This window comes from Collinsella sp. AM44-11 (assembly GCF_003467145.1).
Taxonomy (GTDB): Bacteria; Actinomycetota; Coriobacteriia; order Coriobacteriales; family Coriobacteriaceae; genus Collinsella.
Genome location: NZ_QSFE01000012.1, coordinates 1 through 13,143, shown reverse-complemented (window position 1 = coordinate 13,143; position 13,143 = coordinate 1). Strand labels below are relative to the sequence as shown.

Sequence of the window (13,143 nt, the reverse complement as noted above, 5' to 3'; positions counted from 1 at the left end):
AGGCGACCGCAGCCGGTGCGGATTTGCGAAGCAAATACGCGGATGTCCCGTTGCCCGCTCCACCGAGCACGGGAGACAGCCGGGAGCGTCAGATTCAACCCGTTTTGCCCGCGCGTGTGCGTAGGGCCAAGTTTTTCCGCCTGAAGCCGGTGCGGATTTGCGAAGCAAATACGCGGACGTCCCGTTGCCCGCTCCATCGAGCGCGGGAGACCTTGGGACGGCCAATTCAACAAAGTCTTCCCCATCGTCTCCGTGAATCCGAGGAGATCGATCGCAGCCGGTGCGGATTTGCGAAGCAAATACGCGGATGTCCCCATGCCCGCTCCAATTCCAAAATGTTAGGTTAATGCCTGCTGCCCATACTCGCACCCGCGCACGGTACAATGGTTGAGTTACGACCAACGTGCCAATAACCAAAAAGGAGCCGCTATGATCGATCGCTATACCCGCCCGGAGATGGGACATATTTTCTCCCTCGAGAACAAGTATGCCATTTGGCAGGAGATCGAGGTTCTGGCCTGCGAGGCCCAGGCGGAGCTCGGCAAGATCGGCATTTCTAAAGACGAAGCCCAGTGGATCCGCGACCATGCCAACTTTGAGAAGGCGAAGGTCGATGAGATCGAGGAGGTCACGCGCCACGATGTCATCGCCTTCCTGACCAACATGAAGGAATATATCGACGCCGATGTTCCCGAGGGCGAGCCCAAGCCTAGTCGCTGGGTTCACTACGGTATGACCAGCTCCGACCTGGGTGATACTGCTCTGTGCTATCAGCTTACTCAGGCGTGTGACCTGATTATCGAGGACGTCAAGAAGCTCGGCGTGATCTGCAAGCGCCGCGCCTTCGAGGAGCGCAATACGCTCTGCGCCGGACGCACCCATGGCATCCATGCCGAGCCGATGACCTTCGGCATGAAGTTTGGCTCTTGGGCATGGGAACTCAAGCGCGACCTTGATCGTCTTGAGGATGCTCGCAAGAACGTTGCCTTCGGTGCCATCTCCGGTGCCGTCGGCACCTACAGCTCCATCGAGCCGTTCGTCGAGGAGTACGTCTGTGAGCACCTGGGTCTGGTTCACGACCCGCTGTCCACGCAGGTCATCAGCCGCGATCACCACGCCTATCTTGCCGGCGTGCTTGCCACTACAGCGGCCACCTGCGAGCGCATCGCGACCGAGGTCCGCAACCTGCAGAAGACCGATACACTCGAGGCCGAGGAGCCCTTCCGCAAGGGCCAAAAGGGCAGCTCCGCCATGCCGCACAAGCGCAACCCCATCACCATGGAGAAGGTCTGCGGTCTGTCGCGCGTCGTGAAGTCCAACGCCCAGGTCGCCTTCGACAACGTCGCCCTGTGGCACGAGCGCGACATTTCGCACTCTTCCGCCGAGCGTGTCGCCCAGGCCGATAGCTTCATCGCGCTTGACCATATGTTCCAGTGCCTCATTCGCGTTATCGACGGCCTGCAGCTGTATCCGGCCCGCATGATGGCCAATCTCAACAAGACCCGCGGCCTCATCTTCTCCTCCAAGGTCCTGCTTGCCCTCGTCGATACGGGTATCACCCGCGAGGATGCGTACGCCATTGTGCAGGAGAACGCCATGGCCACCTGGCACGAGGTGCAGGATTGTGTCTCTGGCCCCACCTTTAAGGAGCGTCTCGAGGCCGATCCGCGCTGCACCGTCAGCCAGGAGAAGCTCGACGAGATTTTTGATCCGTGGGACTTCCTCACCCGCATCGATACGGTCTTCGATCGCCTGGAGCAGCTGAACTTCGAGTAGGGTTAACCTAATTCGACCGCTTGCGGATGCATTTCAACCTTTGGCGCCTTGCCCGTCTTGGGCGAGGCGCTTTTTTTACTGTCGCATATGCGCCCGGGTAATAAAATGAACTCCGACTGCTGTTTCGATGAAAGGGGGCACGTGCCCAGACGCATCAAGCGGGCCACCATCGTCTCGTTTACGCTCATACTCCTTGTTGCCGTCTGTGCGGGCGCCCTGACGTATACCGTTCGAAGCAGTTCTTCCTCCTCGAATGAAGCCGATAGAGATCTCCCGGTGCTCAAAATCGGCGTTACGGATAACGACCCCTATGTGTATGTCGATACCACGGGTGATTACGCCGGTATCGATATCGACATCGCCCGCGAGGCCTGCAAGCGTGCGGGGCTCAAGCCACAGTTTGTCGATATTGACTGGAACGATCGCGACCGGCTGCTCAAAAACGGTGATATCGATTGCCTGTGGTGTGACTATTCTCCCTGTTATCGCGAGGATAAGTATTACTGGACCGAGCCGTATCTAACCGTGACGGTCTCGGTTGCCGCCAAGAAAACGAGTGGCATCAAGTCCTTGGCACATCTCGATGGAAGTAAGACCATTGCGGTGATTGCGGGTTCGGTGAGTGAACGCCGATTGCTTGCGGGGGATCTGGGGGTCTCGTCGGACGTTCAAATCAAATCATATGGCTCTGCCGAACTCTGCAAAGCCGCTCTAGTCAAAGGGTACGTTGACTGCTGGATGGCGGATGTCCAGTCGCTTGACCGACTCGTTGCTCAGTATCCCGGCGTTTACCGTGTGTTTGCCGACAATGTTATGACGGTTGACCTGGGCGTCGCGTTTGATGACAGCTATGAAGGATCGGTCGTAAAGGATCTCAATACCGCGCTGTTCGACATGGATCGAGATGGCACGATTGACCGTATTGTGGGCAATTACAAGACAGGAGCGACGACGGGCGGGCAAGGAGGAAATTCATGACAACTGATGAGCACCGCTTGAGTCGAAAGACTCTGAACGTCATAGCTGCCAGCGTTATTGTCAGCGCCGTCTTGTTAGGCCTGTTGTATACGGTTGGAACCCATCGCTGCCTCGAAAAAACGCTTGGGTTTGGCCAAGAAACCATGGTGTTTTTGGAGAACGCTTGCGAAAAATATGACCGCTACGAACAGGGGAGAAAAACCGAGGCGACGCACGATTTGCTCGCCGCGGTCGAATCGTTTGCGACGTTCCTGTCCTCTGATCGCGTTGAGGTTAACGACGATCTTATCGAGCGATTTGTCCATGCCGAGAACCTTTCGGGGCTGATGGTCATGGACTCCGATGGCCATATGGTTGCCCACTACGACATCGATGGTCGCGATCCGCTTATGTTGTGGCGAGATGAGTTGGCCTGTTCGCCGGTCGCATCGATGTATCAAGGTTCCAAAGTGACCTACTCAACTGTCGATGAGCGCCGTGGTGTCGTTTTTGCCGTCTGTGCTGTTCCGTATGGCGACGGCGTTGCCCTGGCATACCGCTCACTTGTTTCCGATACGGCGGACGACTATTCATATGCCATAGCCGACGTGCTTTCGAACAGTACCTTCCACCAGGGTCCCACGGTGCTTGTTATGGAGGATGCGGAGATTGTCTCATCCAACAGTGCCGATGCTGACGTGTCGCTCGCCCGACTCCTCACCAGCGTAGGAGTTGAGTGGAAAGACGACGGCCTGACGCGCATCGAATATCGAGGAGACGAATGGTATGCCGTGCGTGCGGCATATAAGGACTACCGCCTGTTTGCGCTATATCCCAAATCTGAGGTCATGTCTGACAGGATTTCATTTGTCGCTGCTGGCGTCTTGGTGAGCCTTGCGTTTTGGGTCGTGGTGCTGTTGGCTCGAAATATCGTTAACCACCGCAATTTGGTCGAAAAGGATAAACAGCTCGGCATTATCAATGCCATAAGCGCCATCTACGATTCGACCTTCCTTTTGCATCTCGACACCCTCGAGATCGAGGGGATCAATATGTCGCCGGCGATAGCGAAGATATTTGCCGAGCACAGCGAGGCATATGACTTTATGGACACGGTCTGCCGGGATATCGTGAGCCCCGAAAGCCGCGAAGCGGTCGTGGGGCTCGTAGATATAAGCACTCTTCGTGAACGTATGGAGGGCGTACCGTACTTGGCTGCCGAGGTGCGAGATTGTCGAGGCGCTTGGTACTCGCTACAGGTTGTCCCCCAGCATCGCGATGAGCAAGGCCGGCTGGAGTCGGTCGTCGTGGCGACGCACAACATATCGATGGTCAAGCATGCCGAGGAGCTGTCATACCAAGATAAACTGACGGGGCTTCGCAACCGCAACTATCTTGAATCGCGCGGAGATAGCCTGGTAAACGAGGACTTGCCCGTGAGCGTGATTATGTTGGACTGCAATTATCTCAAGCGGACCAACGACATCTATGGTCACGAGATGGGGGATGAACTGCTGCGACGGACGGCGTCCGTGCTGCGGCGGGTGGCTGGTGCGGATTATCTGCCGATGCGCCTTGGCGGCGACGAGTTTTTGCTGGTTTGCCCCCATACTGACAACGAGTCTGCGCTCGGGCTGGAACAGGATCTTCGTCTCGGTCTTGCCGCGGTAAGCGATGAGGCCCTGACGGTCAGCGCATCGATTGGCGTGGCGACCGTCGAGACGGCTGGAAATACGCTGGCCGATGTATATCGTGCCGCCGACCACAATATGTATCGGGAGAAGCGCACGGTCCACGCACAGGGTGCGGACTGCTAATCTTGCCCCCACGAGTCCACGCATCGTAGGATGTTGAATCGGTGCTTGCGATCATAAGTCGGCTCAGGCGGGGATAATAGACGTCTGAAATTTCTTTCTGAGAGGGGATCTCAATGATTAGTTTTGACTACAAGCCGCAGGGTGTATGCTCTCGCAATATTCACCTCAATCTCTCTGACGATGGCAGCAAGGTGCTGGGCGTTGAGTTTACCGGCGGCTGTGACGGCAATCTCAAGGCAATCTCCAAGTTAGTCGAGGGTGCTCCTGCCGATCGCGTCATCGAGGTTCTCGCTGGTAACACCTGCGGTATGAAGAAGACTTCTTGCGCCGATCAGCTCACGCGCGCTATCGAGGCCGCTCGCGCCGAGATCGCCTAATGAGTATCGCCGACCAGATCAAGAACGGAATATCGCGCCGCGGCTTTGTGCTCGGAGGGGCTGCCGCGGGCGCTGCCACGGTGCTTGCCGGATGCTCAAAGAAAACGGGTACCAGCGATGACGCCGCTGGCGAGCCACAGGTTATCAAGGACGATTCGAAGATTGTCTCGATCACTGATGAGTACGAAGCTGTCGATATCGATCTTGAGCCCGCGGCCTCGTGGACGCTGCCGCTGGGCACGCTGCTGTACTACTGCGATGGCGACTATGCTGCCGCGATGATGGCGCCTGCTTCTGCCCTGCATGCCAATACGCTTGGTGTGCTTAACCTGGGCGATGGCTCGCTTACCACACTTATCGAGGATCCCGTTGAGGGAACCGGTTATGCGTTTTACGACGTTCGTGCGGGTGATGGCGTGTTCGCGTGGGTCGAGATGAACTTTGCCAATGCGTCTTGGAAGCTCTATGCGCAAAACCTTGCAGGCTCCTCCCTTACCGGCAACGCTGTCGAGCTCGATCGCGGTGGCGATAATTACGATCCGCCGCTCTTCACAGCGTATGGGTCGTCGGTCATCTGGTATAAAATGCCTTCGGCAGGCGGCAATAAAACGAGTAGTGATTCGTTTTGCTATCGTCGCTCGCTTGATGAATCCAAGGCCGAGGTAATTTGGAAATCGATGGGCCGCTTTGCATCGGCCCCGCGCGCGAGCGACGGCATTTTGACCATCTCGCCGCGTGTCCGCAACGACGAAGGCGTCTACTATGGCATAACGGCAATCGATCTGACCGATGGCAACAACACCAAACGTGCCCAGCTAGTCCTTCCCTCGTCAGTCTCGCCTTTCGAGGCCGTATATATGGGCGATACCTTCGTGTTTTCTATCGAGGCGACCTATAGTGGCGTGGGCAGCCTGGGCAACATGGGCACGTATATCGGTAATGAGGGAGGGCCATACCTCTTTCTGTCCCGCGAGCCGCTCGCATGTGCTGCCGGCAAGAAGAATAAATATCTCGTTAAGGTACAGGCATCGCATTTTCTCATCGACACCTCTGCCAAGACCTATGGCTCGCTGTTGTCGCCCGACCGCGCTTTGGAATATGGCGATTATCCAGCTACGGCGGGAAAATCGGACTCATTCCTTACGTACGCCACGGTGCGCAACAGCCAGGGTATACCCGAGACGGTCACCGCACGCCTATTCTCTCTTTAAGCTTAGAGGGGTTAAAAAGGCGCCAACAGGGGAATAAACGCGTTGTAATTGTGAGTACCGCCCGCCGAGCTGCCGCGTCATAGTGGCATCCGGCGGGCTCAGGTGCGTTAAAATGGGCTTGTTCTTAGCTAATTGAGACAGGGGGGCCGTGTTATGGCTTCAGATGCAAAAAAGATTCTGCTGGTCGAGGATGAGAAGGCAATCCGTGACGCCGTCGCTGCCTATCTCGAGCGCGAAGGCTACTGGGTTGTGGGTGTCGGCGACGGCCAGTCCGCGATCGAGGAGTTCGAGAAGCATCAGTTTGACCTGGTCGTGCTCGACCTTATGCTCCCCAAGATCCCCGGCGAGCGCGTTTGCCGCACCATTCGCGATACCTCGGATGTCCCCATCATCATGCTGACTGCCAAGGGCGAGATCGAGGACCGTATTATCGGTCTTGAGCTCGGCGCCGACGACTATCTGATTAAGCCGTTCTCGCCGCGCGAGCTTGTCGCGCGCGTACGCGCCTTGTTCCGCCGTGCCCATCAGGCCGACGAGCCAGCCGTCGAGGTACTCGACTTCGGCGATCTGGTCATCGATATCTCGGGCCACAAGATTTTGGTCGAGGGCAAGGAAGTCGACCTGACGGCTTCCGAGTTTAAGCTGCTCACCACGCTTGCCCGTCACCCCGGTCGCGTCTACAACCGCATGGAGCTGGTCGAGAAGGTGCTCGGCTACGACTTTGAGGGCTATGAGCGCACCATCGATAGCCACGTGAAGAACCTTCGCGCCAAGCTGGGCGATGATCCCAAGAAGCCCAAGTGGCTCTACACCGTCCACGGTGTCGGCTATCGCTTCGAGGCTCCGGCCAAGACCGATAAGTCGGACGAGAAATAGGGAAATCATATATGACACCTGCGCGCTTTGAAATCGGACAAAAGCACAAGCAGGAGAGCGAGGCGGGTTCCAAGGCTAGTTGGAACACGCCTCGTTCCGATTCACGGCCAACGATGAGCTATCCCTCGCGCATGGCACTTGCTTTTGCTCTGACATCGCTCATGACGGTATTGGTGCTGGTGGGCGTGGTCTCTGTTGTGTGGGGCACGGTCTTTTCGGATTACACGCGCTCCAATATCGTTGAAATCGCCAATTCCGCAGCCGAAAAGCTTGCGACGTCGTACGAGGAAAACGGCAATTGGACCGCGGGGGAGTTGCGTGCGGTCGCGACATCGAGCTTGGTGTCCGACGATCTTGGCATGCAGGTCGTCAATAAAAAGGGCGTCATCGTCTACGACGACTCGTGGCCCTCGGCAAGCGCTACTGCCGATGTGCGCGAAAATCAGGCGACGACCGACGGTACGAGCGGAAAGAAGGCATCGCACAGCCCGGTCTCGTCTGCTCCCACCGATTCCAATAGTGTTGCCAACGTTGAGATCGTGACGTCCTCCGGCGAGCACGTGGGTCAGGTCAAATTGTGGGCGATTGGCTCCGATGCCCTGCTCACCAAGGCAGACTCAGCATTCAGAGAAAAGACCTTTAATGCCATGGCCCTTGCTGCGGTTGTGGCCGTCTGCATTTCGGTCGTTATCGGATCGCTCGTGTCGCGCATGCTCACCAAGCCGATTCATCGTATTACGAGCACGGCCAAGCAAATTCGCGATGGCGATCTGTCCGCTCGTACTGGTTTGCGCGGTGATGACGAGATTGATCAGCTGGGTGAGACCTTCGATGAGATGGCCACTTCGCTCGAGAAGGATATGAAACACGAGAAGCGCCTGACCTCAGACGTGGCTCACGAACTTCGTACTCCGCTTATGGCCATGCTCGCGACAGTCGAAGCCATGCAGGATGGGGTGTATCCCACCGACGACGAGCATCTGGAAACCGTTGCATCCGAGACACGTCGCCTGGCCCGTCTGGTGCAGCAGATGCTCGATCTATCGCGCATGGAAAACAGCACAGCGCCGCTCAACCTTGAGCCGGTGGACATGGTTCCCTTCGTGCGTTCCATCGTCAACGCTCAGGAGCGCCTGTTTGTTGACCGCGATCTGCGCTTGCGCTTTGCAGATGAAACCCAGGGTCACGACGATGTCGTCGAGGCCGATCCCGACATGATCACACAATGCGTCATCAATCTCATGAGCAACGCCATGCGCTACACCCCCGAGGGGGGTTGGGTCGTGGTGTCGGTGCTCAGCGACCGCAAGCACGTCGATATCGCGGTTTCGGATACGGGCATCGGTATCGCCAAGGACGATCTGTCGCGCATCTTCGGTCGTTTTTGGCGCGCCGATGCCAGCCGCGCCCGCGAAGCTGGCGGCCTGGGCGTTGGCCTCGCCGTGACCAAGCAGATCGTCGAGCGTCACCATGGATACATATCCGTGGAGTCGGAGCTTGGAAAGGGTACGACTTTTACAATTCATCTGCCCCGCGAGCACACGGCAGACGCAGCATCTACTACAATGGAGCACTAGCTTTTCGCTATTCGGTGAAGGAGGGGTTTCATCCCTGCCGCTCCGAGTTTGCGAAAACGTGCGGGAAAGAACCCGCATTACTGTCGTATTTTGGTAAGGAGTGACTCACGTGACAACGATGGAGCGTCGTCCGGATTCCCGTGGCAAGGTTCGTGATATCTACGATGCCGGTGAAAACCTGCTGATGGTCGCCACCGACCGCATTTCTGCGTTCGACTTCATTCTTCCCGACGAGATTCCGTTTAAGGGAGAGGTGCTCAACCGCATCTCGGCATTCTGGTTCGATAAGTTTGCCGACATCGTTCCCAACCACCTCGTTTCCATCGACCCGGCGGATTTCCCTGAGGAGTTTGCTGAGTATCGTGACTACCTCGCCGGCCGCGCCATGCTGGTTAAGAAGGCCCAGACGATTCCTATCGAGTGCATCGTCCGCGGCTATCTGACCGGTTCGGGCAAGAAGACCTACGACGAGAACGGCACCGTCTGCGGCATCCAGCTGCCTGAGGGCCTGACCGAGGCTTCCAAGCTTCCTGAGCCGCTGTTCACGCCGTCCACGAAGGCCGAGATCGGTGACCACGACGAGAACATCTCGTTCGATCGTTGCTGCGAGATCGTGGGCGAGGACATCGCCACGCAGATTCGCGACCTTTCCCTCAAGATCTACAAGGCCGCTGCCGAGTACGCCGCGACCCGTGGCATCATCATTGCCGACACCAAGTTCGAGTTTGGTGTCATCGATGGCAAGGTCACGCTGATCGACGAGTGCCTCACGCCCGATTCCAGCCGGTTCTGGCCTGCTGCCAGCTACGAGGAGGGCAAGATCCAGCCCAGCTACGACAAACAATTCGTCCGCAATTGGCTCAAGGCCAACTGGGATATGACGGGGGAGACCCCGCACCTGCCCGCCGAGGTCATCGATGGCACGTCCGAGCGCTATCGCGAGGCCTTCCAGATCATCACGGGCTCCCAGTTCACAAGCATGAAGGAGAACGCATAAGTGAGTACCCGTAGCGCCACGAACAAGCGCACGCAATCCCACGAGGTTACCGGGGTTGCGCGCAAGTCCGCCGCATCCGCTAAGCCTGCCCGTCAGGCAGCGAGCTCTGTCCGCGTCGTGCCGGCTTCGTCTAAGGCACGCCGCAAAGAGCTCGAGAAGGGCGAGAACCTCGAGGGCCTCTCTAAAGAGGAGAAGCGCGCCCGCAAGGCTAAGCAGCGCGCCAAGGAGGATCGCATCTACACGGTGTCGAATATCCTTCTCAAGCAGGATGAGGACTACACCAAGCGCCGCCGCATCTGGTGGGCCGTGCTCACTATCGGCATGGTGCTCGTCGTGGCCATTTGGGCTTCGCTGTACTTCGCTCCCGCTGGCATGGTGTCCAGCCCTGTCCAGATGGTCGGCATTGTTTTGTCCTACGTCGTCATTTTGGGTGACTTCATCTACGACTTCGTTCGTATTCGTCCCCTGCGCAACATGTACCGCACGCAGGCCGAGGGCATGTCCGAGAACAAGCTCAACGCCCTTATCGAGCGCTCGGCTGCCGAGGAGGACAAGAAGGACTCCAAGAAGAAGTAGCGTTTGCATGCATACTTATCGCTAAGATATAAGGCGCGTCGTTTTTGCGGCGCGCCTTTTTACTGTTCTATAGATAGATGGAGTGGCACATGATTCGAGCTGCCCTGACGGTCGAAGAGGCTCTGGAGGGCATGAAGGCCCTAGAGTCCAAGATTAAAAACTATGCGCGCCTGGTTGTCCGCAAGGGCGTAAACGTCAAGCCCGGTCAGGAGGTTGTCGTTCAGTCTCCGGTCGAGTGCGCGCCGTTTGCGCGCGTGGTGGTCGCGGAGGCCTATGCCTCCGGTGCCGGTCACGTGACGGTTATTTGGGCCGATGACGCCGTGACGAGGCTCACGTACGAGCATGTCGAGAAAAGCTATTTTGAGCAGACGCCCGAGTGGAAGCGCCTGCAGCTTGATTCACTGGCCCAGGATGGTGCCTGCTTTATCTTTATCGAGGGTGCGGACCCTGCCGCTCTTAAGGGCATCGATCCCGCTAAGCCTGCTGCAGCTTCTAAGGCAAGGAACACGCAGTGCAAGGTCTTCCGCCGCGGACTGGACTACAACATCAACCCGTGGTGCATCGCCGGCGCGCCGGTCGTTGCCTGGGCGCGCGAGGTGTTCCCGGGAGACGCCGATGAGGTTGCAATCTATAAGCTGTGGAATGCGATTCTGCATACCGCTCGCGCCGATGGCCAGGACCCGGAGAGCGACTGGGAACTCCATGACGCCGCATTCGAAAAGAACCTGCGTTTCCTGAACGACAATCGTTTCGACTACCTGCATTACACCTCGGCAAATGGAACCGATCTGACGATTGGCATGACGAAAGGTCACGAGTGGGCCGGCGGCAAGGGCAAGACGCCCGATGGGCACCCCTTCTTCCCCAACATTCCCACCGAGGAAGTCTTCACCTCGCCTGATCGTATGCGTGCCGACGGTATCGTGTATTCGGCTATGCCGCTCATTCACCACGGTAACAAGGTTGACGATTTTTGGATTAAGTTCGAGGCGGGCCGCGTAGTGGACTACGATGCCCGCGTGGGTAAGGCGACGCTTGCGAGCATTATTGACACCGATGAAGGTGCCGCTCATCTGGGTGAGGTCGCGCTTATCTCCAAGAACACGCCGATCCGTGAAAGTGGCGTTCTATTCTATGACACGCTCTATGATGAGAACGCTAGCTGCCATCTCGCGCTGGGTGTCGGTTTCCCCGAATGCATCGAGGGTGGGTATGACATGTCCAAGGAGGAGCTCCTGGAGCATGGCGTTAACGTCTCGAGCACGCACGTCGATTTTATGATCGGCACGGACGATATCGATATTACGGGCATTACGCCTGATGGACGTGAAGTTGTGATTTTCCAGAACGGCCAATGGAGTTGGGAATAGCCCCAGACCGTGGTACAATGCCACCCGCGGGCCGTTAGCTCAGCTGGCAGAGCAGGGGACTTTTAATCCCAAGGTCCAGGGTTCGAACCCCTGACGGCCCACCATAGAATAGAAAAGCGACTGGCGGATGCCGGCCGCTTTTTTGTTGCCGCGACATGGGTTCGAACCCGAAAGGGCGCGGAGCTGAGTAAACGCGTGAGCGTTTGCCAGCGCAGCGCGCAAGGCGCGAAGCGCCGCAGCGGCCGTCTGCAGAGCAGGCCGAACCTCTGACGGCCCACCCAAAGAAAGGAAAACGAAATGAAAACAGATAGATACGGAATTAGCGGCAGCACATTAAAGATAATAGCGGCCATTTCGATGGTTCTCGATCATGTAAGCAGGATCGTCCTGACCAATGGAATCATGACTCACGCATCGTACAATCAGATATCAGACGAACAGTGGGCGATTCTAAGCGAGGCTTCGGATGTGCTTCATGTTCTTGGCAGAATTGCATTTCCCTTATTTTGCTTTTTGATAGTTGAGGGATTTTTGCATACTCATGACATAAAGAGGTACCTGCGAAATATGCTTGTCTTCGCAATCATTGCGGAGCCCATATACGATTTCGTTCAAACCGGGCAACTATTTGACCTTCGGCAACAAAATGTTATGTGTGAGCTCCTGCTTTGCTTGGTCTTCTTGATAATTCTGGAAAAGATACAAAGCCTTTCAAAATGGAAGAGGTACATCGCAGAAACTGCTCTGATTGTTTTGACAGCACTGGCAGCTGAATACACTAAACTAGATGGCGGTGTGTATGGCATTCTGCTTGTGGCTGCATTCTATTTATTCCACGACAGCAAGGCCAAGATGTTCTTTGCTGCAGTATGCGCAGTGCTCCTTTCGTCATGCCATATAGTTGGCGGCGGATTTGAGTTTGCTACAGCTAATATATTTAATCCTGATGTTGCTGCCGCGGTCGTTTCGTTGCTGCTTATCAATCTTTATAATGGCAAGCGAGGGCTGAAGCTCAAATATTTCTTCTACATTTTCTATCCGGCTCATCTTGCTCTGCTTTATGGTGTCTCACTTATTGTTTTGAACTGTCTTTAAAAACTCTCAAACAAGTCTCTGAAAGCAGAACTAAATTGACCCTAAGACTGCTTGTGAATTTCCGGAAGACCTGTGAGATACGAGGATAGACAACGAGGGCTGTAGAAAGATGCTTCGAAAGCATGAATGGCAGCGAGAAAATGAGTTCGGAAGAACCCCTCTGGATGCTCCAGCATAGAATAGAAAGCGATCGGCTCCGGCTGGTCGCTTTTTTGTTACCGATGCACGGTTCGAACCCGAACTTCTATATATAGGAACGCTTGGCGAACAAAACCTGCCTTTTACCGACGGGAAACAAATAACCGATGCTTTTGGAGTAAAGTGGCGCTCCAGAGATGACCGATGCCTCAACATCTATAAACCAGCTGGTCACCGCCAATATCAGAAGCTGATGCTTCAGTTATAACCTCAGTGACGTGACTGAGGGACCTATTCATTTGTGAACAAAATATGGAGTGCGCGATTCCCGCCCCCGGCGCCCCTCCGGTCTGGCAATATATCTCCTTGCCGCGCG

At 56.3% G+C, this 13,143-nt stretch carries 11 protein-coding genes and 1 tRNA gene; all 12 read left to right on the top strand.

Features of this window, described 5'->3' with window-relative positions:
- The first annotated feature begins 429 nt into the window (after positions 1–429).
- The 12 genes from purB to DW943_RS07965 all read left to right on the top strand — a co-directional run bounded on the left by purB (position 430) and on the right by DW943_RS07965 (position 12,629).
- On the top strand, positions 430–1,776 hold the full coding sequence (gene purB / locus DW943_RS08020) for an adenylosuccinate lyase (RefSeq protein WP_117646134.1): 1,347 nt from the start codon (positions 430–432) through the stop codon (positions 1,774–1,776).
- A 141-nt stretch (positions 1,777–1,917) separates the two neighbouring features.
- Positions 1,918–2,754: an ABC transporter substrate-binding protein gene (locus DW943_RS08015; RefSeq protein ID WP_158551316.1), complete on the top strand. Its 837-nt coding sequence runs from the start codon at positions 1,918–1,920 to the stop codon at positions 2,752–2,754.
- Positions 2,751–4,550 (top strand): GGDEF domain-containing protein, encoded by a 1,800-nt coding sequence (locus DW943_RS08010; protein ID WP_117862711.1) that lies wholly within the window; start codon positions 2,751–2,753, stop codon positions 4,548–4,550. Before DW943_RS08015 ends, DW943_RS08010 begins: the two co-directional genes overlap by 4 nt.
- Positions 4,551–4,663: 113 nt before the next feature.
- The gene (locus tag DW943_RS08005; protein ID WP_089572560.1) at positions 4,664–4,927 is read left to right on the top strand and encodes a TIGR03905 family TSCPD domain-containing protein; all 264 of its coding nucleotides are present in this window, start codon (positions 4,664–4,666) and stop codon (positions 4,925–4,927) included.
- Positions 4,927–6,138, top strand: coding sequence for a twin-arginine translocation signal domain-containing protein (locus tag DW943_RS08000; RefSeq protein ID WP_117862710.1), 1,212 nt, complete (start codon positions 4,927–4,929; stop codon positions 6,136–6,138). The genes DW943_RS08005 and DW943_RS08000 overlap by 1 nt, the downstream gene beginning before the upstream one ends.
- Positions 6,139–6,291: 153 nt before the next feature.
- Entirely contained in the window at positions 6,292–7,014 is a 723-nt protein-coding gene (locus DW943_RS07995) for a response regulator transcription factor (protein WP_006236208.1), read from the top strand.
- A gap of 11 nt (positions 7,015–7,025) precedes the next feature.
- Positions 7,026–8,591: a HAMP domain-containing sensor histidine kinase gene (locus DW943_RS07990; RefSeq protein WP_117862709.1), complete on the top strand. Its 1,566-nt coding sequence runs from the start codon at positions 7,026–7,028 to the stop codon at positions 8,589–8,591.
- A gap of 118 nt (positions 8,592–8,709) precedes the next feature.
- Positions 8,710–9,588 (top strand): phosphoribosylaminoimidazolesuccinocarboxamide synthase, encoded by an 879-nt coding sequence (locus tag DW943_RS07985; protein WP_117862708.1) that lies wholly within the window; start codon positions 8,710–8,712, stop codon positions 9,586–9,588.
- Positions 9,589–10,164, top strand: coding sequence for a hypothetical protein (locus DW943_RS07980; protein ID WP_055251296.1), 576 nt, complete (start codon positions 9,589–9,591; stop codon positions 10,162–10,164).
- Positions 10,165–10,253: 89 nt separating this feature from the next.
- Positions 10,254–11,534: an aminopeptidase gene (locus DW943_RS07975; RefSeq protein WP_117862707.1), complete on the top strand. Its 1,281-nt coding sequence runs from the start codon at positions 10,254–10,256 to the stop codon at positions 11,532–11,534.
- A gap of 28 nt (positions 11,535–11,562) precedes the next feature.
- Positions 11,563–11,638: transfer RNA gene (locus tag DW943_RS07970), tRNA-Lys, on the top strand.
- 193 nt (positions 11,639–11,831) lie between these two features.
- Positions 11,832–12,629, top strand: coding sequence for a TraX family protein (locus DW943_RS07965; protein ID WP_117563997.1), 798 nt, complete (start codon positions 11,832–11,834; stop codon positions 12,627–12,629).
- Positions 12,630–13,143 lie beyond the last annotated feature (514 nt).

Bases quoted from the DNA above. Each gene is read 5' to 3' on its own strand.
- purB (WP_117646134.1), top strand. From the start codon at position 430: ATGATCGATCGCTATACCCGCCCGGAGATGGGACATATTTTCTCCCTC.
- DW943_RS08010 (WP_117862711.1), top strand. From the start codon at position 2,751: ATGACAACTGATGAGCACCGCTTGAGTCGAAAGACTCTGAACGTCATA.
- DW943_RS08005 (WP_089572560.1), top strand. From the start codon at position 4,664: ATGATTAGTTTTGACTACAAGCCGCAGGGTGTATGCTCTCGCAATATT.
- DW943_RS08000 (WP_117862710.1), top strand. From the start codon at position 4,927: ATGAGTATCGCCGACCAGATCAAGAACGGAATATCGCGCCGCGGCTTT.
- DW943_RS07995 (WP_006236208.1), top strand. From the start codon at position 6,292: ATGGCTTCAGATGCAAAAAAGATTCTGCTGGTCGAGGATGAGAAGGCA.
- DW943_RS07990 (WP_117862709.1), top strand. From the start codon at position 7,026: ATGACACCTGCGCGCTTTGAAATCGGACAAAAGCACAAGCAGGAGAGC.
- DW943_RS07985 (WP_117862708.1), top strand. From the start codon at position 8,710: ATGGAGCGTCGTCCGGATTCCCGTGGCAAGGTTCGTGATATCTACGAT.
- DW943_RS07975 (WP_117862707.1), top strand. From the start codon at position 10,254: ATGATTCGAGCTGCCCTGACGGTCGAAGAGGCTCTGGAGGGCATGAAG.
- DW943_RS07965 (WP_117563997.1), top strand. From the start codon at position 11,832: ATGAAAACAGATAGATACGGAATTAGCGGCAGCACATTAAAGATAATA.